The following is a 25,219-nucleotide window of genomic DNA, read 5'->3' as shown; positions in this document are numbered from 1 at the left end:
GATGAGTCAAAAAATTAGAATAAAATTAAAGTCTTACGATTACAATTTAGTAGACAAATCTGCTGAAAAAATTGTAAAGACGGTAAAAAGTACTGGTGCAGTTGTAAACGGACCAATACCATTACCAACAAATAAAAAGATTTTTACGGTATTACGTTCACCACACGTAAACAAAAAATCTAGAGAGCAATTTCAATTATCTGCTTACAAAAGATTATTAGACATTTATAGTTCTTCATCTAAAACTATTGATGCTTTAATGAAACTAGAATTACCAAGCGGTGTTGAAGTTGAAATAAAAGTGTAATTTAATATAAACTTTCGGTTTGATTTTTCAAATCGAAAGTTTTTTATTACTTTTGCAACCTGATTTGTTTCAGGAAGTTGTAAATTTTCTGAAAATAAAGACAGAAAAACATGTCCGGAGGGTTTCGCGAAGGAAAAACGGTAAAAAACATATTCAGCGTTGAAATTGTTTTTGCGCTGTTTTTTTTGGAGAGAATTCTGTAAGGATATTCGAAACGGAGGTTTCAAATAAATATTTATTAATAATAGACGCGATGAACTAAAAAAGAGTTTAACGTCTAAAATCTAAACAAAATGTCTGGGTTAATAGGAAGAAAGATTGGAATGACCAGTTTGTTCGATGAAAACGGGAAGAATATTCCTTGTACAGTAATCGAAGCAGGTCCTTGCGTTGTTACCCAAGTCAGAACCGAAGAGGTTGACGGCTATAGCGCACTACAACTTGGTTTCGATGACAAAAAAGCAAAAAGCTCTAATAAAGCTTTAGATGGTCACTTTAAAAAAGCTGGTACCACTGCTAAGAAAAAAGTCGTTGAATTCCAAGGATTTGAAGAGGAGTACAAATTAGGAGACTCTATCACAGTTGAACATTTTACAGAAGGAGAATTTGTAGATGTGTCAGGTGTATCTAAAGGTAAAGGTTTTCAAGGGGTTGTTAAACGTCACGGTTTTGGTGGTGTTGGACAAGCAACTCATGGTCAGCATAACCGATTAAGAGCTCCTGGTTCAATTGGTGCAGCATCATATCCAGCTAGAGTATTCAAAGGAATGCGTATGGCAGGAAGAATGGGTGGAGAGAAAGTAAAGGTTCAAAACTTAAGAGTGTTAAAAGTAGTTGCTGAAAAGAATCTACTTGTTGTGAAAGGAGCAATTCCAGGTCATAAAAACGCTTACGTAACTATTCAGAAATAATGAAAGTAGCAGTATTAGATATTACAGGAAAAGATACTGGTAGAAAAGTAGAACTTTCTAGCGAGGTATTCGGAATAGAGCCAAATGATCATGCGGTATATTTAGATGTAAAGCAGTATTTGGCTAATCAAAGACAAGGTACTCACAAATCTAAAGAAAGAGCTGAGATAGCTGGTAGTACAAGAAAGATAAAGAAACAAAAAGGAACTGGTACAGCTCGTGCAGGTAGTATTAAGTCTGGTGTTTTTAAAGGAGGAGGACGTATGTTCGGACCAAGACCAAGAAGTTATTCTTTCAAGTTGAATAAAAACTTAAAGCGTTTAGCACGTAAGTCAGCTTTGAGTATGCAAGCAAAAGACAATAATTTAGTAGTAGTAGAAAATTTTGATTTTGATACTCCAAAAACTAAAAACTTTGTCAATGTACTAAAAGCATTAGGTTTAGACGCTAAAAAATCTTTATTCGTTTTAGAAGGATCGAATAATAACGTGTACTTATCGTCAAGAAATTTAAAAAGCTCTAGAGTTATAGGTACTTCAGAAATGAGTACTTACGGTATTTTGAATGCAGCTAAGGTTGTTATATCAGAAGGATCTTTAGAGAAAATTGAATCTAATTTAAGCAAATAGGGAAACAAAAATGAGTATTTTAATAAAACCTATTATTACGGAAAAAGCAACAAATGATAGCGAGTTAAATAACCGCTATGCTTTTGTTGTAAACAAAAGAGCTAACAAGTTAGAAATAAAAGGAGCTGTTGAAGCAGCTTATGGCGTTGCTATCGACTCTGTAAAAACAATGAATTATCCAATTAAAAGAAATACTAAATTTACTAAAAAAGGTTTGGTAACAGGGATAACGAGTGGATACAAGAAAGCAATTGTTCAGTTAGCAGAAGGTGAAACTATTGATTTTTATAACAATCTTTAAGAAAAGACAGAATGTCAGTTAGAAAATTAAAACCAATAACACCAGGTCAGCGTTTTAGAGTAGTAAATGGGTTCGACACCATTACTACTGATAAGCCGGAAAAATCATTATTAGTTCCGAAAAAAAGATCTGGAGGTCGAAACAATCAGGGAAGAATGACTACACGTAATATCGGTGGAGGTCATAAACAAAAGTACCGTATTATCGATTTTAAAAGAGATAAACAAGGTATTCCTGCAACAGTAAAAACTATTGAGTACGATCCAAATCGTACTGCATTTATTGCATTAGTTAGTTATGCTGATGGTGAGAAACGTTATGTAATTGCACAAAACGGTTTAAAGGTAGGTCAAACGATCATTTCAGGTAAAAATGTAGCTCCAGAAATAGGAAATGCTATGTACTTAAGTGATATTCCATTAGGAACTACTATTTCATGTATAGAGTTACGTCCGGAACAAGGAGCGGTAATGGCTCGTTCTGCAGGTTCTTTTGCTCAATTAATGGCAAGAGATGGTAAGTATGCTACAGTAAAATTACCTTCTGGAGAAACAAGATTAATCTTGTTAACTTGTATGGCAACGATTGGAGTGGTATCTAATTCAGATCATCAACTATTAGTGTCTGGTAAGGCAGGTAGGTCTAGATGGTTAGGTAGAAGACCAAGAACAAACGCTGTTAGAATGAACCCAGTTGATCACCCGATGGGAGGTGGTGAAGGACGTTCTTCTGGAGGTCATCCAAGATCTAGAAACGGTATTCCAGCTAAAGGATTTAAGACAAGATCTAAAACTAAAGCTAGTAATAAGTATATTATAGAACGTAGAAAGAAATAATAAATCATGGCAAGATCATTAAAAAAAGGACCTTACGTTCACTATAAGTTAGAGAAGAAAGTGTTAGCTAACGTTGAAGCAGGAAGTAAATCTGTAATTAAAACTTGGTCAAGAGCAAGTATGATTACTCCTGATTTCGTAGGGCAAACTATTGCTGTTCATAATGGAAAGCAGTTTGTTCCAGTTTACGTTACAGAAAACATGGTAGGTCATAAATTAGGCGAATTTTCACCAACACGTTCTTTTAGAGGACACGCTGGTGCAAAAAATAAAGGAAAAAAATAGTAGGAAATGGGAGTTCGTAAACAAAACATGGCAAAACAGTTAAAAGAAGCAAGAAAGCAAAGAGCTTTCGCTAAGCTTACTAACTGTCCTACATCACCAAGAAAAATGCGTTTAGTAGCAGATTTAGTAAGAGGTGTTGAAGTTGAAAAAGCTTTACAAATCTTAAAATTTAGTCCAAAAGAGGCGTCAAGAAACTTAGAAAAATTGTTAATGTCTGCTATCGCAAACTGGCAAGCTAAGAATGAAGATGCTAGCATTGAAGATGCAGGATTATTTGTAAAATCAATTTGTGTAGATAGCGCAGGTATGTTAAAAAGGTTAAGACCTGCTCCACAGGGGCGTGCTCATAGAATTCGTAAGCGTTCTAATCACGTTACATTAGAGTTAGGTTCTAAAAATATTAGTAATTAATCAAAGTAGAAATGGGACAAAAAACAAATCCAATAGGAAATCGTTTAGGAATTATCAGAGGATGGGAATCTAACTGGTATGGTGGAAATGACTACGGAGATAAATTAGCTGAAGACGATAAAATAAGAAAGTATGTAAATGCTAGGTTATTTAAAGCAAGTGTTTCTCGTGTAATAATTGAGCGTACTTTAAAACTTGTAACCGTTACTATCACTACAGCACGTCCAGGTATCATTATTGGTAAAGGAGGTCAAGAGGTAGACAAGTTAAAAGAAGAGCTTAAGAAAATTACAGGTAAGGAAGTTCAAATTAATATTTTTGAAATTAAGAGACCTGAATTAGATGCAAAATTAGTTGCAGCTAGTGTAGCTCGTCAAATAGAAAATAGAATTTCTTATAAGCGTGCTACAAAGATGGCTATAGCTGCTGCAATAAGAATGAATGCTGAAGGAATTAAAATCCAATTATCTGGCCGATTAAATGGAGCAGAGATGGCACGTTCTGAGCATTATAAAGAAGGAAGAATTCCTCTTTCTACTTTTAGAGCAGATATCGATTATGCACTTGTAGAATCTCATACAACTTACGGAAGAATCGGAGTTAAAGTATGGATTATGAAAGGTGAGGTTTATGGAAAGCGTGAGCTATCTCCATTAGTAGGATTATCTAAGCAAAAAGGTGGTGCTAAAGGAGGTAACGGAAAACGTCAATCTCGCAAAAGAAAATAATTTTTAAAATTAGAAATTAGAAATGTTACAGCCAAAAAGAGTAAAATACCGTAAGGTACAGAAGGCCAAAGGTAATATGAATGGGGATTCTCAAAGAGGAAACCAACTTTCTAACGGAATGTTCGGAATCAAATCTTTGGATCAGAATTTATTGACTTCTCGTCAAATAGAGGCAGCTCGTATTGCGGCAACTCGTCATATGAAAAGAGAGGGACAGCTTTGGATTAAAATCTTTCCAGATAAGCCTATTACTAAAAAACCATTAGAAGTACGTATGGGTAAAGGTAAAGGTGCCCCTGATCATTTCGTTGCTGTTATCAAACCAGGTAGAATTTTGTTTGAAGTTGGTGGTGTACCAATGGAAGTAGCAAAAGAAGCTTTACGTTTAGCAGCACAAAAACTTCCTGTAAAAACGAAGTTTGTTATCGCAAGAGATTTTGATTTTAACGCTTAATTCTATACACAATGAAACAATCAGAAATTAAAGAATTATCTATCGCTGACTTACAAGAGCAGTTAGTTGCGTTGAAAAAAAATTATACGGATCTTAAGATGGCTCACGCCATAACTCCATTGGAAAACCCATTGCAGTTAAAAAGCTTAAGAAGATCTGTTGCAAGAATTGCAACAGAATTAACCAAAAGAGAATTACAATAATTCTATAGTCAGTTTTAAAGATGGAAAAAAGAAATCTTAGAAAAGAGAGAATAGGTGTTGTATCTAGTAACAAGATGGAGAAATCTATAGTTGTTAATGAGGTAAAAAGAGTAAAACACCCAATGTACGGAAAGTTCGTATTAAAGACTAAGAAGTACGTTGCGCACGACGAAAAGAATGATTGCAACATAGGAGATACGGTAAGAATCATGGAAACAAGACCTTTAAGTAAATCTAAACGTTGGAGATTAGTAGAAATCTTAGAAAGAGCTAAATAATATGTTACAGACAGAATCAAGATTAAAAGTCGCAGATAATACTGGAGCAAAAGAAGTTTTAGTAATAAGAGTTTTAGGAGGAACAAAAAAGCGTTACGCTAGTGTTGGAGATAAAATTGTAGTAACTGTAAAGTCTGCAACTCCAAACGGAAACGTAAAGAAAGGTCAAGTATCTCGCGCTGTTGTTGTTCGTACTAAAAAAGAAGTAAGACGTAAAGACGGATCATATATTAGATTTGATGATAATGCTTGTGTACTTTTAAATCCTACAGAGGAAATGAGAGGAACACGTGTATTTGGTCCTGTTGCTCGTGAATTACGTGAGAAGCAATTTATGAAGATAGTATCATTAGCACCTGAAGTGCTTTAAATTCGATAAAAAGATGCAAAAGTTTAAAATTAAATCAGGAGATACTGTAAAAGTAATTGCAGGAGATCACAAAGGTTCAGAAGGAAAAGTTTTACGAATCCTAAAGGAGAAAAATAGAGTTGTAGTAGAAGGTGTTAATATGATATCAAAGCATACGAAACCTAGCGCAGCAAATCCACAAGGAGGAATTGTAAAGAAAGAAGCTCCAATTCATGTATCAAACTTAGCTTTAGTAGAAAATGGTGAAGCAGTAAGAGTAGGATATAGAATAGAAGGAGATAAGAAAGTAAGATTCTCAAAAAAATCAGATAAAGCAATATAATCATGAGTTACGTACCTAGATTAAAAGCAGAATATAAGAGTAGAATTGTTAGTGCTCTTACTGAGGAATTTGGCTATAGCAATGTGATGCAGGTACCTAAGTTACAGAAAATTGTACTTAGTAAAGGTATTGGTGGAGCTATCGCTGATAAGAAGTTGATAGATTATGCTTTAGAAGAGTTAACAGCAATTACAGGTCAAAAGGCTGTTTCAACAATATCAAAGAAAGACATTGCAAACTTCAAATTACGTAAAGGAATGCCAATTGGAGCAAAAGTTACGTTAAGAGGTGAAAAAATGTATGAATTCTTAGATAGATTAGTTACAGCTTCTTTACCACGTGTAAGAGATTTTAACGGAATTAAAGCAAATGGTTTTGATGGTAGAGGTAATTACAATTTAGGAATTACTGAGCAAATCATCTACCCAGAAATTAGTATTGATAAAGTGAAAAAAATTAGTGGTATGGATATTACGTTTGTAACATCTGCAACAACTGATAAAGAAGCAAAGTCATTATTAAAAGAATTAGGTTTACCATTTAAAAAGAATTAAGAGATGGCTAAAGAATCAATGAAAGCTCGTGAACGCAAAAGAGCAAAAACAGTAGCTAAATTTGCCGAGAAACGCAAAGCTTTAAAAGAAGCTGGAGATTACGAAGCATTACAGAAGTTACCAAAAAACGCTTCGCCAATTAGAATGCATAATAGATGTAAACTAACTGGACGTCCAAAAGGGTATATGCGTCAATTTGGAATTTCTCGTGTAACATTTCGTGAAATGGCAAATCAAGGATTGATACCAGGTGTAACAAAAGCAAGTTGGTAGAGGTCAAAAATAATTTGAAATAATAAAAATAGATTGTGTATATTTGCCAATCTATTTTTTTTAGTAAATAAATATTAATAGGTTTCAGGTTTAGTGTATCACGGTGAAAGCCGTAACTTAAATAGAGATAACTAAATACCAAAACCGCAAATTTAATCAATATGTACACAGATCCAATCGCGGATTTTCTTACAAGAGTAAGAAATGCTATCGCAGCAGGACACAGAGTAGTAGAGATTCCAGCTTCAAAATTGAAGAAGGAAATCACTAAAATTTTGTTTGATCAAGGTTATATTTTGAGTTATCAGTTCAATGACGATAAAGTTCAAGGAACAATAAAGATAGCATTAAAGTATGACAGAGAAACAAAAGAATCAGTAATTAGAAAGATTCAAAGAATCAGTACACCAGGTTTACGTAAGTATGTAGGGTCTAAAGAGATGCCTAGAGTACTAAACGGATTGGGTATTGCAATTGTTTCAACATCTAAAGGAGTGATGACTAACAAGAAAGCACGTCAAGAGAATGTTGGAGGAGAAGTTTTATGTTACGTTTATTAAATCTTAGGAAATGAGTAGAATAGGAAAAAATCCAGTTAGCATTCCACAAGGTGTAGATGTAAACGTAAAAGAAAATATAATTACAGTAAAAGGGAAATTAGGAGAGTTAACTCAAACTATTTCTGAAGGAATTACTGTAAATATAGAGGATGCTCAAGTTGTTTTAGAAAGAGCATCTGACAGCAAGACTCACAAAGCACAGCATGGTTTGATGAGATCTTTGCTGAATAATATGATTGAAGGAGTTAGTAAAGGATGGACTAAAGAATTAGAATTAGTCGGTGTTGGTTACAGAGCTTCAAATCAAGGTCAGAAATTAGATTTAGCATTAGGTTTTTCACATAACATTGTCTTAGAATTAGCTCCAGAAGTTAAGGTAGAAACTGTTTCTGAAAAAGGTAAAAATCCAATAATTAAATTAACTTCTTATGATAAGCAATTAGTTGGTCAAGTAGCAGCTAAAATTCGCGGTTTCCGTAAACCAGAGCCTTATAAAGGAAAAGGAGTTAAGTTTGTAGGAGAAGTATTAAGAAGAAAAGCAGGTAAATCTGCATAATTTATTATATTATGGCATTATCAAAGCTTGAAAGAAGACAACGTATTAAGCATAGAATTAGAAAAATAGTTACTGGTACAGCTACAAAACCAAGATTGTCGGTTTTTAGAAGTAACAAGGAGATTTATGCTCAATTAATAGATGATGTTGCAGGTGTAACATTAGCATCTGCATCGTCAAGAGATAAAGAAATTACATCTAGTTCTAAAGCAGAAACTGCAGCAGCAGTAGGAAAAGCAATCGCTGAAAAAGCTACCAAAGCAGGAGTGGACACTGTTGCTTTTGATAGAAACGGATATTTATATCACGGTAGAGTTAAAGTATTAGCTGACGCTGCTAGAGAAGCTGGTTTAAAATTTTAAGAAATTATATTATGCAAGGATATAAAAACGTAGAAAGAGTAAAACCAAGCGGATTAGAGCTTGTAGATAAATTAGTAGGCGTTCAACGTGTTACTAAAGTTACTAAAGGAGGTAGAGCATTTGGTTTCTCTGCTATCGTAGTAGTAGGAGATGGGAATGGAGTTGTAGGTCATGGTTTAGGAAAATCTAAAGATGTTGCTTCTGCAATAGCAAAAGCAGTAGAAGACGCTAAGAAAAACTTAGTACGTATTCCTATTATTGACGGAACATTACCACATGAGCAAAAAGGTAAATTTGGAGGAGCTAAGGTATTTATCAAACCAGCTTCACATGGTACTGGAGTTATTGCTGGTGGTGCAGTACGTGCAGTATTAGAGTCTGTAGGTATTCATGACGTATTATCTAAATCTCAAGGATCATCAAATCCTCACAATGTGGTAAAAGCTACTTTTGATGCTTTGTTACAATTGCGTAGCGCAGCAACAATAGCAAAACAAAGAGGTATTTCTTTAGAGAAAGTTTTTAACGGATAAAATTTAAAACGATGAGTAAAATTAAAATTACACAAGTAAGAAGTCAAATCGGTCGCTTTAAAAATCAAAAAAGAACGTTAGAAGCATTAGGTTTACGTAAAATGAATCAAACAGTAGAACATGAGGCAACTCCATCTATTGTTGGTATGGTAAATACAGTTAAACACTTAATTTCTGTAGAGGAAGTTAAATAAGACAATAAATAATCATGAGTTTACATAACTTAAAACCAGCAGAAGGATCTGTAAAAAAGGGGAAAAGAATAGCACGTGGTGAAGGATCTGGTAAAGGAGGTACTGCTACTAGAGGACATAATGGTCAGAAATCTCGTTCTGGATATTCTCGTAAGATAGGGTTCGAAGGAGGTCAAATGCCTCTTCAAAGACGTGTTCCTAAATTTGGATTCACTAACATTAATCGTAAAGAATATGTTGGTGTAAATTTAGATAAATTACAAGCTTTAGTAGATAGCGGAAAAATTACAGATACAGTTACTTTAGATATTTTAGTAGAGAATAGATTGGCTCGAAAAAATGATTTGGTAAAAGTACTAGGCCGTGGAGAGTTAAAAGCGAAATTAAATATCACTGTACATAAATTTACTGCATCAGCAAAAGCAGCTATTGAAGCAGCTGGAGGTGAAGTGGTTACTTTATAAGAAAACGTAAATGATGAATTTTATAAATACTTTAAAGGACATTTGGAAGATAGAGGAGTTGAAAAATAAACTTCTTTTAACACTAGGTTTAATTACGGTGTATCGTTTTATGGCTACAGTTCCATTACCAGGAATTGATCCATTACAGTTAGCTGGATTAAAAGATAGTACAGCCACAGGTCTTTTAGGAATTTTAAACGCATTTACAGGTGGGGCATTTGCTAGAGCGTCAGTAATGGCACTTGGTATAATGCCTTATATTTCTGCTTCTATTGTAGTTCAGTTAATGGGTATTGCTGTACCTTATTTACAAAAACTGCAAAAAGATGGAGAAAGTGGACGTAAGAAAATTACACAGATTACAAGATGGCTTACAATTCTTATAACTATGTTCCAAGGACCAGGTTATATAGCGTTGATTAAAAATCAATTTGGTTTACCAGAATCGGCTTTTTTAGTTGGAGGAGCTACTTTTTGGGTTTCATCTATGATTCTATTAACAGCAGGTACAATATTTGCAATGTGGCTGGGTGAACGTATTACAGACAAAGGAGTTGGTAATGGAATATCATTATTAATTACTGTTGGTATTATAGCTAACTTCCCTGGTGCATTTGTACAAGAGCTTGTCTCTAAAGTAACAGGTACAGGAGCTGGAGGAATCATGATGATTTTAATAGAGTTAATTATATGGTTTGTTGTAATTTTATTAACTGTTTTATTAGTAACAGCAGTTCGAAAAATAGCAGTTCAATATGCTAGACGTACCGCCGTTACAAACATCAAAGATGTTGATGGAGCAAGGCAATATATTCCATTGAAGCTGAATGCGGCAGGAGTTATGCCAATTATATTTGCACAAGCAATCATGTTTTTACCTGTTGCTTTGGCTCAAAAGTTTCCAACATTAAGTAGTTTACAAGATATAAACGGGTTGTGGTACAATGTAATATTTGCCTTATTAATTATTATCTTTAGTTATTTTTATACGGCAATAACAATCCCAACGAATAAGATGGCAGAAGATTTGAAAAGAAGTAATGGCTTTGTTCCAGGATATAAACCAGGGGAAGAGACGGCTGATTATTTAGATTCAATATTATCTAGAATCACATTACCAGGTTCAATTTTCTTAGCTGCATTATCGATTCTTCCAGCTATAATAGTACAGTTTGGCGTTACGCAAAATTGGGCATTATTTTATGGAGGAACTTCTTTAATTATTATGGTTGGAGTTGCAATAGATACCATTCAACAAATTAACTCATATTTATTAAACAGTCGATATGATGGTTTAATGAAAACTGGGAATAGTAATAGAAAATCATTGAAGTAATTATGGCTAAACAACCAGCAATTCAACAAGACGGAACCATTACAGAAGCGTTATCAAATGCAATGTTTCGTGTAGAATTAGAAAACGGACATATTGTTACAGCTCATATCTCAGGTAAAATGCGAATGCATTATATCAAATTATTGCCAGGAGATAAGGTAAAGCTGGAGATGAGTCCATACGATTTATCAAAGGCAAGAATTACTTACAGATATTAAAAAACAAGACTGATGAAAGTAAGAGCATCAATTAAAAAAAGAAGTGCCGACTGCAAGATTGTACGCAGAAAAGGCAAGTTATACGTGATTAATAAACAAAATCCTAGATTTAAACAAAGACAAGGGTAATGGCAAGAATAGCAGGTATTGATATTCCAAAGAATAAAAGAGGTGTTATTTCTTTAACATATATCTTTGGTATAGGAAGAAGCAGAGCTAAAGAAATTTTAGCAGAAGCAAACATAGATGAAAGTGTAAAAGTACAAGATTGGACGGATGAGCAAATTGCAGCAATTCGTGAGAAAGTAGGTACTTTTACTATTGAAGGAGAGTTACGTTCTGAAGTTCAATTGAGCATCAAACGTTTGATGGATATAGGTTGTCAAAGAGGTATTCGTCATAGACTTGGTCTTCCTTTAAGAGGACAAAGAACTAAGAATAACTCTCGTACAAGAAAAGGTAAGAGAAAAACTGTAGCTAACAAGAAAAAATAATTTTAGTTAGTTAAGGTTTCTCCTTAATATCTAAATACAAAAAGATATGGCAAAATCAAATTCAAAAAAACGTAAAGTTGTAATAGAATCAGTTGGTGAAGCTCACGTAACTGCGTCTTTCAACAATATTATTATTTCTTTAACAAATAAAAAAGGTGATGTAATTTCTTGGTCATCTGCTGGTAAAATGGGCTTTAGAGGTTCTAAAAAGAATACTCCTTATGCAGCTCAGTTAGCTGCGGAAGATTGTGCAGCAGTTGCAAAAGAAGCTGGTTTACGTAAAGTAAAAGTATATGTTAAAGGACCAGGAAACGGTAGGGAGTCTGCAATAAGATCTATTCATAATGCAGGTATTGAGGTTACTGAAATCATTGATGTTACTCCAATGCCACACAATGGATGTCGCCCTCCAAAAAGAAGAAGAGTTTAATAGCATACGATTTTAAAATTACGGTTTTTTACCGTGATTTTAAATCGTGCGTTTATTTCAAAAAATAATATTTTTAATAAAGTAGGATATTTAGATTATCGAAGGAGTACGCCTTAATTCATAATCCCTACTGAAACAACAAAGAAATGGCAAGATATACAGGACCAAAAACTAAAATCGCTCGTAAATTCGGAGAAGCAATTTTCGGAGATGATAAAAATTTCGAAAAAAGAAATTACCCTCCAGGACAGCATGGAAATGCAAGAAGAAGAGGTAAGAAATCTGAATATGCTATTCAATTGATGGAGAAGCAAAAAGCGAAGTACACTTACGGTATTTTAGAGCGTCAATTCTCTAACTTATTTAAAAAAGCATCTGCATCTAAAGGAATTACAGGTGAAGTTTTATTACAGTTATGCGAGGCTCGTTTAGATAACGTAGTGTACAGATTAGGACTTGCTAATTCGCGTAGTGCTGCTCGTCAATTAGTATCTCACCGTCATATTACTGTAAATGGTGAAATCGTAAATATTCCATCATACAGTTTAAAAGAAGGTGATATAATAGCGGTAAGAGAAAAGTCGAAGTCTTTAGTTGCAATCGAGAATGCTTTGGCATCTAATAGTAATGTTTACGAATGGTTAACTTGGAATACAGATCAAAAATCAGGAACTTTTGTGAAAATTCCAGAGCGATTACAAATCCCAGAAAACATCAAAGAGCAATTAATCGTAGAATTATATTCTAAGTAATAAATTAATCATATTGGTATTTGACCAAAGGGTTTATTCGTACTTCTTCAAACTTATAAACCGCGCAACCAAATAACAATTAAAACGAAGAAAAAAATATGGCAATTTTAAATTTTCAAAAACCAGATAAAGTAATAATGATAGAATCTACTGATTTTTCAGGAAGATTCGAATTTAGACCTTTAGAACCTGGCTTTGGTCTAACAGTGGGTAATGCTCTAAGAAGGGTATTATTATCTTCATTAGAAGGTTTCGCTATTACATCATTGAGAATTGATGGAGTTGAGCACGAATTCTCAACTATCCAAGGTGTCGTAGAAGACATCACTGAAATTATTTTAAATTTAAAACAAGTACGTTTTAAAAAGCAAATAGAAGAATCTGATAGAGAAAGTGTATCTATCGCTATTTCTGGTCAAGAGCAATTAACTGCTGGAGATTTGCAAAAATTTATTTCAGGATTTCAAGTATTAAATCCAGATTTAGTAATCTGTAATATGGACAAATCGGTAAAAATCAATATGGAGTTAACCATAGAGAAAGGAAGAGGATTTGTTCCAGCAGAAGAAAACAAGAGAGCAGGAGCTCCGTTAGGAACTATTTTTACAGACTCAATTTACACGCCAATTAAGAATGTAAAATATGCTGTAGAAAACTTTCGTGTAGAGCAAAAGACAGATTATGAGAAATTGGTTTTTGATATTGATGCAGATGGTTCTATCAACCCTAAAGATGCCTTAACAGAAGCTGCTAAAATTTTAATTCATCACTTTATGTTATTCTCTGACGAGCGTATTACTTTAGAAGCGGATGAAATAGCGCAAACTGAAACATATGATGAAGAATCATTGCATATGCGTCAGTTATTAAAGACTAAATTGATAGATATGGATTTATCTGTTAGGGCTTTAAACTGCTTAAAAGCGGCGGAAGTAGATACATTAGGAGATTTAGTATCTTTTAATAAAAGCGATTTAATGAAGTTTAGAAATTTTGGTAAAAAATCATTGACAGAGTTAGAAGAGTTAGTGATCAATAAAAACTTAAATTTTGGAATGGATTTAAGTAAATATAAATTAGATAGAGATTAACCTTTCATATTTTGCTCCTCAGAAAGGGTTGAGCAAGATGAAAGCATAAAACAAAGAGGTCATGAGACACGGAAAAAAATTCAATCATTTAGGAAGACAAGCTTCGCATAGGAAAGCGATGTTAGCTAATATGGCTTGTTCTTTAATAGAACATAAACGTATAAATACTACAGTAGCTAAAGCAAAAGCTATTCGTAAATTTATTGAGCCACTTATTACAAAGTCTAAATCAGATACAACTCATAATCGTCGTATTGTATTTAGTTATTTACGTAACAAATATGCAGTAACGGAATTATTTAAAGAGATTTCTGTAAAAGTAGGAGATAGACCAGGGGGATATATTCGTATTATCAAGTTGGGTAACCGTCAAGGAGATAACGCTCCTATGGCAATGGTTGAATTAGTTGATTATAACGAAATTTATAATCCAAAAGGAAAGAAAGCTAAAAAATCTACTCGTAGAGGAAGAAAAAAAGCTGACGGTTCTGCTACAACTGAAACTGTTGATGTTGCAACTGAGGAAACTACAGAAGAATAAGAATGATAATTTATATCAATCATATAAAAGCGATAAACTTAAGTGTTTATCGCTTTTTTTATAAAAAATAGCTATACCTGCAATCAATCTTAAAATATAAAAGATGCTTATAAGAATTATTTTAATTGTAGTCTTTTTTACAAGTTTAGACGCAATAGCACAAATAACGGAGGTAAAAACAAGGAATGACGAAGGGGGTACTATTGCTTTTTATGAAAAGAATAGGGAATTATCTTCTAATGGGATGTGGTTGACTAAATACATAGACAATAATATCAAAGGAACTGTTTTTCTTTATGAAAATTGGACGAATACAATGACTATTTTCACAAAGGATAAAAAATCATTCAAGTTACCAAATTCGAATTATGATGCATTGAAAGATGATTTTGCATCTAAAATATCTAAAGACTCTATTTTTATATTTAATAAGCTCAATATTGAGTATGTGAAAATAAGGGAAAAAATATTTAAAAAATACAATTATAAAAATAAAGAAGTTTTTTTCAATGTACTATACGATGGAAAGGAGATACGCTTTTTTAAGCGATATAAAGTGATTGTCAAAGAAGGAAGTTTTAATCCTATGACTCAAAAAAAGACTACTGAAGATTTCTATAAATTAAAAGAAGACTATTTTATTAATAAGGGGAATAAAATCTTTAAAATAGCTTTAAAACGTAAGGCTATTTTAGAGATCATAGGTAAAGAAGCTAAGGCAATACGAAAATATGCTAAGGAGCATAAATTGTCATTTAAAAAAGAAAAAGATCTAATTGAGATATTAAAATATATGGAAAAAACATATTAGTTTTTGATAAAAAAATAGTCAAATTTTATTAGGTATAACATATAAAAAGATAATCGTAAATAATATTTTAAGGAAAGTAAAAAGGTAAAAATTTGTATTTAGCACCTTTTTTATATTTTTGCACAAATTACACAACGCACTAAATGAAATATCAATCACGCAAAAAAGCATTAGTTTTATTAGCTGATGGAACTGTTTTCTACGGAAAATCAATAGGAATAGAAGGAACTTCAAAAGGAGAAATTTGCTTCAATACAGGAATGACAGGGTATCAAGAGATTTTTACAGATCCCTCTTATTTTGGGCAATTGATGGTGGCTACTAATGCTCATATAGGTAACTATGGTATTAATAATGAAGAAGTAGAATCAGAAGGAATTAAAATTTCAGGGTTAATCTGCCGTAATTTTAGTTTTACCCACTCAAGAGTAGCCTCTGATGGAAATTTAAAAACTTGGTTTGAAGAGCATAACCTTGTAGCAATTTCCGATGTTGATACTCGTGCGCTAGTATCTTATATAAGAGATCATGGAGCGATGAATGCTATCATTTCTACAGAGGTAGATAATATTGAAAAACTTCAAAAAGAATTGGATAAAATTCCAAATATGGAAGGTTTGGAATTAGCTTCAAAAGTATCTACGAAAGAACCTTATTTTGTAGGGGAAGAAAATGCTACTTATAAAATAGCGGCTTTAGATATTGGTATTAAGAAGAACATTTTAAGAAATTTAGTGAAAAGGGATGCTTATATAAAAGTATATCCTTATAACGCAACTTTTGAAGAAATGAGCTCATTTAAGCCAGATGGATATTTTATATCAAACGGACCAGGAGATCCAGAACCTTTAATAGAAGCACAAAATGTAGCCAAAGAAATTATAAAGAGAAATTTACCATTATTTGGAATTTGCCTAGGACATCAAGTTATTGCATTAGCAAATGGAATATCAACTTATAAGATGCATAATGGGCACCGTGGAATAAACCACCCTGTGAAGAATTTGATTACAGGGAAAGGAGAGATCACTTCTCAAAATCATGGATTTGCTATCAACAGAGAAGAAACCGAAGCTCATGATGATGTTGAAATTACTCATGTTCATTTAAATGATAATACGGTCGCTGGAATTAGAATGAAAAGTAAAAATGTATTTTCAGTCCAGTATCATCCAGAAGCAAGTCCTGGACCTCATGATGCAGAATACTTATTTGACCAGTTTATAGAAAATATTAAAAAAGGGTAGTATAATCCTAAAAGAATTAATGACTAAAAGGCTTTCGTTAGAATAACGAAAGCCTTTTTTAGTGTAAAAAAAATATTTAGTTAAAATTCTGTTTGTTTCAAATGATTTTATAGTTTTGTTTTAATTTTATTAAGTCTAAATAAATGAAGTATATTGTTCTTTATATATTCTTACTTATAGCAAATATTCTTTTTGGTCAGGAAACTTTTTTAAAAGGAATGGTTATCGATGCTAAAAACAAAAAAGGATTAGCTAATGTTACTGTTTATAATATTAGTACTAATCAGGGAACTGTCACGGGGTTAGGAGGTAAGTTTAATATTAGCGTAAAGCCAAAGGAAAAGCTTGTTTTTAATTATTTAGGGTATAAGGAACATGTTTATAAAATTACTCATAAGAATAATATAACTGTGTATTTACAGCAAGAGGAAGAATTTTTAGATGAAGTTGTAATAGTAGCTAAAAAAAATATTAATGATATCGCTCTAAGAAAAGCGACAGGCGTAACAGCTAATATTGAGGTAGCTAAATTAGAGAAACGTGCTACTTCAAATATTATGGAATCTCTTCAAGGGCAAGTAGCTGGACTTACCATAAAATCGGATGGAGAACTAGGGAAACCTTTGAAAATTAGAATAAGAGGAACTTCTACTTTGCCAATTAAAACTAATGGAGTAAAAGAAGAAGACAGAATACTTTTTGATAATAAGGCCAATGAACCCCTCTTTGTATTAGACGGTCAGGTAATAAGTGCTAATGCTTTTGAAACATTAAATGTTAATGATGTAAAAGAAATTAAGATACTTAAAGATGCAATGGCAAATGCACTGTATGGAGTAAAAGCAGCTAATGGGGTGATAGAAATAACTAGTAAGAGAGGTGTCAATGGAAAAACAACATATTCTTTTTCTTTACAACAAGGAATTACTTTTAGAGGGAACCCTAGCCAATTGATGATGGAAACCGAAGAAAAACTAAATTTCGAACGGCTGTCTAAAAATCCTAAAACTCCTGGTTATAGGAATTCAGAAGAGTATATAAGGATTAAGAATCCTAATGCAATTAATATTAATGAATTGATAGCTCAAGGAAAACGACGGCTAGATTCAATTAAAAGAATTAACACTAATTGGTTTCATGAGCTATCTAGAATGAGTATGTATAAATCATATAATTTAAGCAGTAGAGGAGGAAGTAAAAATACTAGATTTTATATTTCTGGAAATTTTACGAAACAAGGTGGAAAATTTGATGGGAATCAAATAGAGCGATTTACAGGAAGATCAAATTATGAATACAACGTGTCTAAAAATATTTATGTGATGCTGAATTCAGGATTCGGTTTCTCTGAAAGTACCACTCCTCATTCGTCTAATTATTCACCTACAAGTTTAATATACCAGTTAAATCCGTATGAGGAAAAAGAAAAAGGAACGCTAATTTCTTATCCGAATAGAACATTTAAAAATTTAATAAATCAATATCGCAAAAGTGAAGTAGATAGTCGTTTTAATTTTTCAGCCAACATTACAGCCACATTAGCTAAGGATTTATACGTTTCATCTATTATTGGAATGGATTATTTGGCTACAGAATCTTTAGCGATTACACCTCCAACAGCTTATTCTGAAATTTCATCAGGATTTCCAGTAAAGGAAAGAGGTAAAGTTTCTAAAAGAAAATTAATTACCACAAATTTTACAGCGAATACCCGTGTTAATTACACTAAAGAATTTGGAGAGCATCATATTTCGCTAAGTGGAAATACTGATTATTATAAAAATTCTAATGATTTTATAGGAATCGCTGGATATGGATTGCCAAGCAAGCTTTTGTCAGGAGCAGGAATTAATAATGATATTACAGGCACGAGGAAATCGGTTACTTCCTCTTCTAAAACAACGGATGCTGTTTTAGGGTATGGTGTATCAGCGTTATATGTTTGGAATGATAAAGTAGATGTTTATGGAAGTTATAAACGAGATGGTGCTTCTTTATTACCTAATCATAAACGATGGAATACCTTTTGGGCAGTAGGAGCGGGGTATCAGTTTAGTAAGAATGAAAAAGGGACGATAAGTAATTTAAAGCTTAGAGGAAGCTATGGGATTACAGCTAGTTTATCAGGCATTACTCCGTCTTTGATTGTTCCTACATTTACTTATGGAGCAAATGGATATCAAGGAATTCGAGAGCTTTATCTAAAAAGCTTATTTAATAAAGAGGTAGTTCCTGAAAAAAATACATCCATAAATCTTGGAATGGATATAGGTTTATTTAGCAATATTAATACAAGCGTGGAAGTTTATCATAGGCGTACAGATAATATGTTATTAACAGTTCCTATAGCTCCATCAAATGGATTTACAGAACAGTTGAAGAATATTGGAGTAATGGATAATCAAGGTGTAGAATTTACAATAAACGCGACTCCTATAAACACAACTTGCTTTACGTGGATGACTACTGCTAATATTGCTTATAATAAAAATATTGTGGTTGATTTGTATGAAGGTAAAACATTAAATTTAAGTGGTAATCCATACCCTGATTATGAAGAAGGGAAACCAGCTGATTTGATTTATGGACTTGTTAGCTTAGGTATTAATGCAGCAGATGGAACCCCCATTTTTCAACGAAAAGATGGAAGTATTCTTAATGGAATTTCAGGGAAACCAGAGAAAGATGATTTTGTAATTTTAGGATATGCTACCCCTCCTTATACAGGGGGGTGGTACCATAATTTTATATATGAAGGATGGCAAGTTTCATTTGATTTATATTATAGTTTTGGAGGGAAGGCGGTTTATACAAACCAAACTAAAGTATATGATGCCGCAGATTCTTATAGAAATTTACCTAAAGGACATCTAGATAAAACTTGGTTTACTCCAGGTGATGACCATAAAACTTATAAGAGCTTATTTTTAAATGGTAATAATTTTTATGAAACAGCTCAATATGCAAATACGAATACTATAGGGAGTACAAATTTTATTAGATTAAATAATATAATGTTACGCTATAGATTCAGTGACTCCTACTTAAGGAAAATAGGAAGTTCGTTTATTAAAAATTGGACGATGTATGCACAGTTAAAAAATATAGCAACATGGAGTAGTTTTAAAGGAGGAGACCCAGAATCAGCTAATTTACAAGGATCATCACAACCTATATTTACGGTTGGAACAAACTTAACATTTTAGAAAAATGAAGCAATTATTATCGCTCTTTTGTGTGCTTTTTTTTACAGGGTGCTCATTAGATTTTCCTGTGGAAGATGAGATTACAGGAATAGAAACCATTGATGCTATTGAAATAGCTAATGAAGCATTATCAAGTGTATATAGAGCCTTCCCAAAGAATAATCGAATTAATTTTTCAAAATTGGTTGATGATTTTTATCCGAATCACACCATAGATGATAATCTAACTGATTATAGATTGTATAAATGGGAGAAAAGAGAACTTATATTGTTATCAGACCAACTTTGGAGAAATTATTATAAAACAGTAATGAATGCAAATGTATTATTGGGTCGTATTTCTACTATTTCAATAGTAGTAAAGAAGGAAGAAAAAGAGTTGAAATACATAGAAGCGCAGGCATTGTGCTTAAAAGCATATGCTTTTTTTGAGTTGGTACAGTTATATGCTCCTACTTATACGGAAGCGACTAAAAATGAGTTAGGTATTATTCTTAAAAACAAGATTATTTCAGAAGAGTTACCTAGAAGTACACTAGAAATGTCTTTTAGAGCAATAGAAATATTACTACTAAAAGCAATAAGGCTTTTTCCTAGAGAAAGCAATACGATATTTAGATTTTCTAAACGAAGCGCTAAAGCATTATTGGCGAAAGTGTATTTAAATTGGAGTAAATATGGGAAAGCAATAGAGTTATGTGATGAGTTATTAGCGATATCTTCTATCAATGAGCTTTCTTTTGCTAAAATGTGGAAAAATATAGAGAATCAAGAGGAGGTTTTACTAGCTTTAGAAAGTACATCATCTTATTTCAGTGATATTTATGATCAAGAAATGAATGAAGACGAATATTATGTAAACCCTTTGATAACCTACGATTCCAACGATGTGAGAAAAGCCTCTTCTTTATTAAAAAGAGCGTTTACATTATTAGATAATTCAATCATAGAGGCTAATTTTTTAGGAAAATATAGAACTGAAATAGCAGATACAGCTATAAAACCAATAGCAGCTATACGTATGGCCGAAGTTTATTTTATAAAAGCAGAATGTTTGTATAAGCAAAACAAAGAAATAGCGTCAAAAGAGGTTCTCAATAATTTTTTATTGCTTCGAAGGGCTAAGGAAATTAACGTAACAGGAACCGCTTTTTTTAAGCAGTTACTAAAAGAAAAACAAAAAGAATTTATAGGAGAAGGGCTAAGGTATTTTGATATCAAACGAAATGATCAAGTGGTTGAACGTGTAAACTATAAAATGAATACAGCTATTTTTAAGATTTTGCCGAGTGATTTTAGGTGGCAGTTTCCTATACCGGCTGTAGAAATAAAAGAAAATAAATATGCAAAGCAGAATAGTGCTTGGTAATAAATAGCATCGATTATTATTTGGGATTACTTTGGGAGTGTATCAAGCAATTTTTATTTCAGTAATTTCAATTGAAAACTAATACAACGTTAACTAATAGCTAAATTAAATAATATGAAAATAATTAAATCAGTATTGTATTTGTTGTTGATAACTTTTATAGTATCTTGTAGTAGTGAAGCCCTTGTAGCTCCATCTTTAACGGGAGATGTATCTGTAACTTTAATTAATAAAGGAGTTACAGAGGTAGTAGAAGGAGAAGAAAAAGAACTAAGTTATGAGGTGATATTAAATACATCTTTTGATAAGGATATTGTATTAACATTTGATTTGGAAAACTTAGTAAACTATCCAAATTTATTATCAATTACAAATGAAGTAAAGATTGCAAAAAATCAGACAAAAGGAATACTATCCATTAAGACCAAAAGAAAATCAGATGCTGAAAATATACTGATAGAAAATGTGAATTTTAAGATCCAATTGGTTGCTTATAAAGGCATTTCTAATAAAATACTATTGGCAAATGATTATATAATTACGATCAAAAAGGAGGAAGGTTTTACACCATTAACGCAAGTTCAAAAAGACTTGTTAGAATATTACAAAAAGAAAGGGATTAATTTGACAATGTGGATTGGTAAAATACCTGTTAAAACTATAGTCAAAACAGCACCAGAGGGAAGTTTCGCTCCTTTTGATATTTCAGAAACTAAAGAATATACAGGAGTAACTCATATCACTTTAAGTAAAAAAGCAACAAAAGAAAAACCATTGTTGGTAATGACTAGGAACGCTTTTGGTTTAACAGAATATTTACAATATGTATTTAGACATGAAACTATTTTAAATACTACAGATTGGAATCATCCCGATGTTAATATTGCGCCTCCTGCACCAAAAGCTGTTCTAAAAGCATTAGGAAATGCTAGAGTAACTAAATGGAAAAATAAAGAATATAGCTTTAATGTAAAAGTTGATGAAATTGAATTTAAAGCAGATGGTTCTATTGCATTTGTAGGTGAGAATGGTTCGTATAGTTTAGATACCAATTTTTTGGATCCAGATAGAAAATATAATCAATCGGCTATTAATTTTGAATATGAATTTCCACTGTGGGATGAATTAGTAGCTCTGGCTAAAGAAAATGCTAGGTTAAAAGAAGATATTGTACAAGGAGGTTCCATACATCCAAATAGTTATATTGGGTATAGTCCTATCCTAACAGATGATTGGGGTGGTGGTTATTGGGTAGCTCCAAAAGCGAATTATGACACTATAAAAAGAGAAATGAATTTTGTATTTAATACGGATCACGAAAACTCGGGAGATTACGATACTGTTACTGTAAAATTTACTGGACTAAATAATTAATAATAAGATAAATACATTTTTTATGATGAGTATCTCTAGAATGATTAATTTTTTTAAAAAAATAACAGAGATACTCATTTTTATGAGTGCCATATTTTATGGAGGAGTACCAAATAAATTGAAAGCTCAAAATTTAAGTATAGGAGAACTGCCGAATAAACTTCAGTTTTTTATAAGAGAGACTTCTCCAAATAATTCAGAAACATTATTCTATTTCATTATTAAAACAGGATCAATTAATGAAACAGATGAAGAGTTAGGGTATGCACATTTTTTAGAGCATATGGCTTTTAGAGGAGGTAAACGTTTTACAAAAAAAACATTTACAGCGTTTTTAAAAGAGCAAGGGCTACAGTTAGGAAAGCATTATAATGCCGTAACGAATTATGATTATACCCTTTATACAATAAGGTTTCCAAATAAAGCAAGCATAAAAGTCCAAAAACAGATATATTATTTTTTCGCAGATATTTTAGACGGATTGCACTTAAATGAAAAAGATATCGTAATAGAAAAAAAAATAGTTTTAGCAGAAAAAGAAAGCAGAGAAGAAACTGATAAGCATTTTAAATTTAAGTTAGGAACGAGCTTATACCAAGAAAGAAGTCCAATAGGAACATATAAAAGTATTACCAGCATAACGCCCAAAAAATTAGCCTCATTTTATACCAGATTGTATTCATCTCAAAGATCAGGTATTTTTGTAGCAGGTCCTATCAACACCAAAGAAACGGAAAAGTTAATTAAAGAAATTTTTAAAGAAAATAAGAAAAAAGGAAGGGAAAAAGAGCAGAAATACGGCTTATATAACAAGTTAAAAGACGAGGTTTTAACCGTTACCAATACCAAAACTAAAGACAAGAAAATATATTTGCATTTTGGATTGAAGCATGAATCAAAAAGATTGAAAGAAAAATCAAATATTCATTTTTTTAAAAAGATTTTGTCTAATAGATTAAAAAAGATATTAAAAGAAAAAATAAGTTCGCTAAGTATTAGTGAAGCGTATTTTTTATCAGATGTTAATTATTGGACGATTTCATGTAGTACAAAAGGAAATCTGCATACTATTATAAACATCATTTTACTAGAAATAAAACGATTAGCAGAGAAAGGGATTTCTAAGAAAGAAGCCAAGCATTATAAAGGTGACGAGGAACTAATAGTAAAAGATGAATTATATACCCTTCAAAATTTGAAGGCAATGTTTTTAGAAGAAGAAAGAGTTCTAGTAGAAAAAGACATCGACCTGAAAGAAATAAGCAATTCGAAACTTAAAAAATTAGCCAATAGATTATATAAAGAAGCTAAAAAGCGAATTTTTATAACTTGTCCAGTAGCAATGAGTACACCGTTTTCTACGAGCAGCTTCAAGAAGCTGTTGAAAGAAGTTCATTCAGAAAAGTTATTACCATATATTTTTAGCATACCACAAAAGAAGAAGGAAGAACAGTTAAAGTCGAAGGTCAAATTTAACATCCAGCAGCTAGAAATAAATAAACCTATACAAGAAAAATATTATAATAATTTAGACATTACAGTATTAAAATATTCTAGTGGTTTAACGTTATTTTTAAAACCAATAAAAGATCGTACAAAAGAGCTTAGAATAGTAGGAATAGCCGAAGGAGGAACTTCATTTTTACCAGATAGTTTATATGCTTCTTATGAAGCCACTGTTTCTTATATGGAACTAGGAGGAGTGGGTAACTTAAGTTACTCAGCATTGCAAAAATATTTAGAAGATAAGAAAATGGGCTTGTCTTTTAATATTACGGAGTACCAGCGAATGGTTTTAGGATATACAGAAGAAAAAAATATAGAAGAATTCTTTAAATACTTGTACCTTAAATTAACATCGGCAAGGAAAAATAAAGAAGTATTTGAGCAATTGATAAAAGAAGAGCTAATCAAGCTAAAGAACACATTCGTTGATAAAGACATTACGAAAGGGAGAGCAGCAGATTTTAAGAAAGCAGAACTTACAAATATGTATTTTCCTAGAAGGAAGGTAGCAATGACCATTCAAGACTATAATCGACTAAACTTATCGGAAATGCATTTATTTTATAGAAGATTATTTTCATATGGAAATGATTGGAAAATTCTTATTATAGGGAATTTTGAAATAGCAAGTATCAAACCAATATTGCATAAATATTTAGGGAATTTAAAGAGGGGCAGACGAAGGGTAGAAAATACTCCGTTGTTTTATAGAGAAGATTTTGAAAATAATTTTCAGTATAAAAAAGAAAATTTTAAAAAAACAGTAGCAACTACATTGTTTTTTTATAACCAGTATGCTCCGAATCTTAAGAATAATTTACTAATAGCTATCTTTGAAAAAATGCTACAAGAGAAAGTAGCAGACCTATTAAGAGAAAAATATGGAATTGCATATGCTCCAAAAGTAATGGTTGAAAAACATACCTATAACCAGCCATTTTTTGTGGTTAATATTAATTATAGTTGTAAAAAAGAAGATGTAAAAAAAGCAAAAAAACTTGTAGTGAATTTTTTAGAAGCAATGAAGAGAAAACATATTAAAATAAGAAATTTTAAGACTTACAAAAAGCAAGTTTTATTGCAATATCAAGCAGTTTTTAATAGTAAAAATAGTTATCAATGGGAAGCTGTATTGCAAAAAAGTATAACAGCCAAAGAAAAAATGGATGCATTGAATAATTTTAGTAAAATACTAGGAAATCTATCGTTAGAAGATCTGTATAAAAATATACAAGTAAATTTTAATATAGGAAGCTTAAAAACAATAGAAATAATCCCCAATTAAATACCATTTATATTTTTAAAAATATGCT

The 25,219-nt window shown here is 32.0% G+C and carries 35 protein-coding genes; all 35 read left to right on the top strand.

From position 1 onward, the window contains the following. Position 1: 1 nt before the first annotated feature. The 35 genes from rpsJ (at position 2) to MARIT_RS11190 (ending at position 25,191) form a co-directional block, all read left to right on the top strand. Positions 2-307 (top strand): 30S ribosomal protein S10, encoded by a 306-nt coding sequence (gene rpsJ, locus MARIT_RS11360; RefSeq protein WP_024740605.1) that lies wholly within the window; start codon positions 2-4, stop codon positions 305-307. 293 nt (positions 308-600) lie between these two features. Next, positions 601-1,218 (top strand): 50S ribosomal protein L3, encoded by a 618-nt coding sequence (rplC, locus tag MARIT_RS11355; protein WP_024740606.1) that lies wholly within the window; start codon positions 601-603, stop codon positions 1,216-1,218. After that, positions 1,218-1,847, top strand: coding sequence for a 50S ribosomal protein L4 (rplD, locus tag MARIT_RS11350; protein WP_024740607.1), 630 nt, complete (start codon positions 1,218-1,220; stop codon positions 1,845-1,847). The genes rplC and rplD overlap by 1 nt, the downstream gene beginning before the upstream one ends. A gap of 10 nt (positions 1,848-1,857) precedes the next feature. Then, positions 1,858-2,148: a 50S ribosomal protein L23 gene (gene rplW, locus MARIT_RS11345; protein ID WP_024740608.1), complete on the top strand. Its 291-nt coding sequence runs from the start codon at positions 1,858-1,860 to the stop codon at positions 2,146-2,148. A gap of 11 nt (positions 2,149-2,159) precedes the next feature. Beyond that, a complete protein-coding gene (gene rplB, locus MARIT_RS11340) occupies positions 2,160-2,984 on the top strand; it encodes a 50S ribosomal protein L2 (RefSeq protein WP_024740609.1) in 825 nt (274 codons plus the stop codon). Between the two features lie 6 nt (positions 2,985-2,990). Continuing rightward, on the top strand, positions 2,991-3,269 hold the full coding sequence (gene rpsS / locus MARIT_RS11335; RefSeq protein WP_024740610.1) for a 30S ribosomal protein S19: 279 nt from the start codon (positions 2,991-2,993) through the stop codon (positions 3,267-3,269). A 6-nt stretch (positions 3,270-3,275) separates the two neighbouring features. Next, positions 3,276-3,680, top strand: a complete 405-nt coding sequence (rplV, locus tag MARIT_RS11330) for a 50S ribosomal protein L22 (protein WP_024740611.1) — start codon at positions 3,276-3,278, stop codon at positions 3,678-3,680. Positions 3,681-3,691: 11 nt separating this feature from the next. Then, positions 3,692-4,408 (top strand): 30S ribosomal protein S3, encoded by a 717-nt coding sequence (rpsC, locus tag MARIT_RS11325; RefSeq protein WP_024740612.1) that lies wholly within the window; start codon positions 3,692-3,694, stop codon positions 4,406-4,408. Positions 4,409-4,430: 22 nt separating this feature from the next. Further along, positions 4,431-4,862, top strand: coding sequence for a 50S ribosomal protein L16 (gene rplP, locus MARIT_RS11320; protein WP_024740613.1), 432 nt, complete (start codon positions 4,431-4,433; stop codon positions 4,860-4,862). Between the two features lie 11 nt (positions 4,863-4,873). Further along, the gene (gene rpmC, locus MARIT_RS11315) at positions 4,874-5,065 is read left to right on the top strand and encodes a 50S ribosomal protein L29 (protein ID WP_100211552.1); all 192 of its coding nucleotides are present in this window, start codon (positions 4,874-4,876) and stop codon (positions 5,063-5,065) included. Between the two features lie 20 nt (positions 5,066-5,085). Continuing rightward, complete coding sequence (gene rpsQ, locus MARIT_RS11310) at positions 5,086-5,343, top strand: 30S ribosomal protein S17 (RefSeq protein ID WP_024740615.1); 258 nt, start codon at positions 5,086-5,088, stop codon at positions 5,341-5,343. Position 5,344: 1 nt separating this feature from the next. Then, positions 5,345-5,713 carry a 50S ribosomal protein L14 gene (rplN, locus tag MARIT_RS11305; protein WP_024740616.1) on the top strand — a complete coding sequence of 123 codons (369 nt, stop codon included), beginning with the start codon at positions 5,345-5,347 and terminating at the stop codon, positions 5,711-5,713. Between the two features lie 13 nt (positions 5,714-5,726). Next, complete coding sequence (gene rplX / locus MARIT_RS11300) at positions 5,727-6,035, top strand: 50S ribosomal protein L24 (RefSeq protein ID WP_024740617.1); 309 nt, start codon at positions 5,727-5,729, stop codon at positions 6,033-6,035. Positions 6,036-6,037: 2 nt separating this feature from the next. Beyond that, the gene (gene rplE / locus MARIT_RS11295; RefSeq protein WP_024740618.1) at positions 6,038-6,589 is read left to right on the top strand and encodes a 50S ribosomal protein L5; all 552 of its coding nucleotides are present in this window, start codon (positions 6,038-6,040) and stop codon (positions 6,587-6,589) included. A gap of 3 nt (positions 6,590-6,592) precedes the next feature. Further along, positions 6,593-6,862 (top strand): 30S ribosomal protein S14, encoded by a 270-nt coding sequence (gene rpsN / locus MARIT_RS11290; RefSeq protein ID WP_024740619.1) that lies wholly within the window; start codon positions 6,593-6,595, stop codon positions 6,860-6,862. A 161-nt stretch (positions 6,863-7,023) separates the two neighbouring features. Then, positions 7,024-7,422: a 30S ribosomal protein S8 gene (gene rpsH / locus MARIT_RS11285; RefSeq protein ID WP_024740620.1), complete on the top strand. Its 399-nt coding sequence runs from the start codon at positions 7,024-7,026 to the stop codon at positions 7,420-7,422. Positions 7,423-7,432: 10 nt separating this feature from the next. Further along, a complete protein-coding gene (rplF, locus tag MARIT_RS11280; RefSeq protein WP_024740621.1) occupies positions 7,433-7,978 on the top strand; it encodes a 50S ribosomal protein L6 in 546 nt (181 codons plus the stop codon). An 11-nt stretch (positions 7,979-7,989) separates the two neighbouring features. Next, entirely contained in the window at positions 7,990-8,340 is a 351-nt protein-coding gene (gene rplR / locus MARIT_RS11275) for a 50S ribosomal protein L18 (RefSeq protein ID WP_024740622.1), read from the top strand. Between the two features lie 8 nt (positions 8,341-8,348). Next, complete coding sequence (rpsE, locus tag MARIT_RS11270) at positions 8,349-8,873, top strand: 30S ribosomal protein S5 (RefSeq protein ID WP_100211551.1); 525 nt, start codon at positions 8,349-8,351, stop codon at positions 8,871-8,873. Positions 8,874-8,884: 11 nt separating this feature from the next. Further along, on the top strand, positions 8,885-9,067 hold the full coding sequence (rpmD, locus tag MARIT_RS11265) for a 50S ribosomal protein L30 (RefSeq protein ID WP_024740624.1): 183 nt from the start codon (positions 8,885-8,887) through the stop codon (positions 9,065-9,067). A gap of 14 nt (positions 9,068-9,081) precedes the next feature. Further along, complete coding sequence (rplO, locus tag MARIT_RS11260; protein WP_024740625.1) at positions 9,082-9,531, top strand: 50S ribosomal protein L15; 450 nt, start codon at positions 9,082-9,084, stop codon at positions 9,529-9,531. Positions 9,532-9,544: 13 nt separating this feature from the next. Beyond that, positions 9,545-10,867, top strand: a complete 1,323-nt coding sequence (secY, locus tag MARIT_RS11255) for a preprotein translocase subunit SecY (protein WP_024740626.1) — start codon at positions 9,545-9,547, stop codon at positions 10,865-10,867. A 2-nt stretch (positions 10,868-10,869) separates the two neighbouring features. Then, the gene (gene infA, locus MARIT_RS11250; protein ID WP_024740627.1) at positions 10,870-11,085 is read left to right on the top strand and encodes a translation initiation factor IF-1; all 216 of its coding nucleotides are present in this window, start codon (positions 10,870-10,872) and stop codon (positions 11,083-11,085) included. A 12-nt stretch (positions 11,086-11,097) separates the two neighbouring features. Then, the gene (gene ykgO, locus MARIT_RS11245) at positions 11,098-11,214 is read left to right on the top strand and encodes a type B 50S ribosomal protein L36 (RefSeq protein ID WP_084339853.1); all 117 of its coding nucleotides are present in this window, start codon (positions 11,098-11,100) and stop codon (positions 11,212-11,214) included. Beyond that, complete coding sequence (gene rpsM, locus MARIT_RS11240) at positions 11,214-11,579, top strand: 30S ribosomal protein S13 (RefSeq protein ID WP_100211550.1); 366 nt, start codon at positions 11,214-11,216, stop codon at positions 11,577-11,579. Before ykgO ends, rpsM begins: the two co-directional genes overlap by 1 nt. A gap of 46 nt (positions 11,580-11,625) precedes the next feature. Then, positions 11,626-12,009: a 30S ribosomal protein S11 gene (gene rpsK / locus MARIT_RS11235; protein ID WP_024740629.1), complete on the top strand. Its 384-nt coding sequence runs from the start codon at positions 11,626-11,628 to the stop codon at positions 12,007-12,009. Between the two features lie 146 nt (positions 12,010-12,155). Further along, a complete protein-coding gene (gene rpsD / locus MARIT_RS11230) occupies positions 12,156-12,761 on the top strand; it encodes a 30S ribosomal protein S4 (RefSeq protein WP_024740630.1) in 606 nt (201 codons plus the stop codon). 98 nt (positions 12,762-12,859) lie between these two features. Next, positions 12,860-13,852 carry a DNA-directed RNA polymerase subunit alpha gene (locus tag MARIT_RS11225; protein WP_024740631.1) on the top strand — a complete coding sequence of 331 codons (993 nt, stop codon included), beginning with the start codon at positions 12,860-12,862 and terminating at the stop codon, positions 13,850-13,852. Between the two features lie 61 nt (positions 13,853-13,913). Continuing rightward, on the top strand, positions 13,914-14,393 hold the full coding sequence (gene rplQ / locus MARIT_RS11220) for a 50S ribosomal protein L17 (RefSeq protein ID WP_024740632.1): 480 nt from the start codon (positions 13,914-13,916) through the stop codon (positions 14,391-14,393). Positions 14,394-14,496: 103 nt separating this feature from the next. Next, complete coding sequence (locus MARIT_RS11215) at positions 14,497-15,204, top strand: hypothetical protein (RefSeq protein ID WP_024740633.1); 708 nt, start codon at positions 14,497-14,499, stop codon at positions 15,202-15,204. Between the two features lie 143 nt (positions 15,205-15,347). Further along, complete coding sequence (gene carA, locus MARIT_RS11210) at positions 15,348-16,451, top strand: glutamine-hydrolyzing carbamoyl-phosphate synthase small subunit (RefSeq protein ID WP_024740634.1); 1,104 nt, start codon at positions 15,348-15,350, stop codon at positions 16,449-16,451. A gap of 143 nt (positions 16,452-16,594) precedes the next feature. After that, complete coding sequence (locus MARIT_RS11205) at positions 16,595-19,657, top strand: SusC/RagA family TonB-linked outer membrane protein (RefSeq protein WP_100211549.1); 3,063 nt, start codon at positions 16,595-16,597, stop codon at positions 19,655-19,657. Between the two features lie 4 nt (positions 19,658-19,661). Continuing rightward, the gene (locus tag MARIT_RS11200; protein WP_024740636.1) at positions 19,662-21,026 is read left to right on the top strand and encodes a RagB/SusD family nutrient uptake outer membrane protein; all 1,365 of its coding nucleotides are present in this window, start codon (positions 19,662-19,664) and stop codon (positions 21,024-21,026) included. Positions 21,027-21,140: 114 nt separating this feature from the next. After that, on the top strand, positions 21,141-22,400 hold the full coding sequence (locus tag MARIT_RS11195; RefSeq protein ID WP_106381725.1) for a DUF4929 family protein: 1,260 nt from the start codon (positions 21,141-21,143) through the stop codon (positions 22,398-22,400). Between the two features lie 82 nt (positions 22,401-22,482). Further along, entirely contained in the window at positions 22,483-25,191 is a 2,709-nt protein-coding gene (locus MARIT_RS11190; RefSeq protein ID WP_162288613.1) for a M16 family metallopeptidase, read from the top strand. Positions 25,192-25,219 lie beyond the last annotated feature (28 nt).

This window comes from Tenacibaculum maritimum NCIMB 2154 (genome assembly GCF_900119795.1).
GTDB classification, from domain to species: Bacteria; Bacteroidota; Bacteroidia; order Flavobacteriales; family Flavobacteriaceae; genus Polaribacter; species Polaribacter maritimus.
Note: the sequence above shows the minus strand (reverse complement) of the source record. Positions and strands in the feature narration are given on the sequence as shown.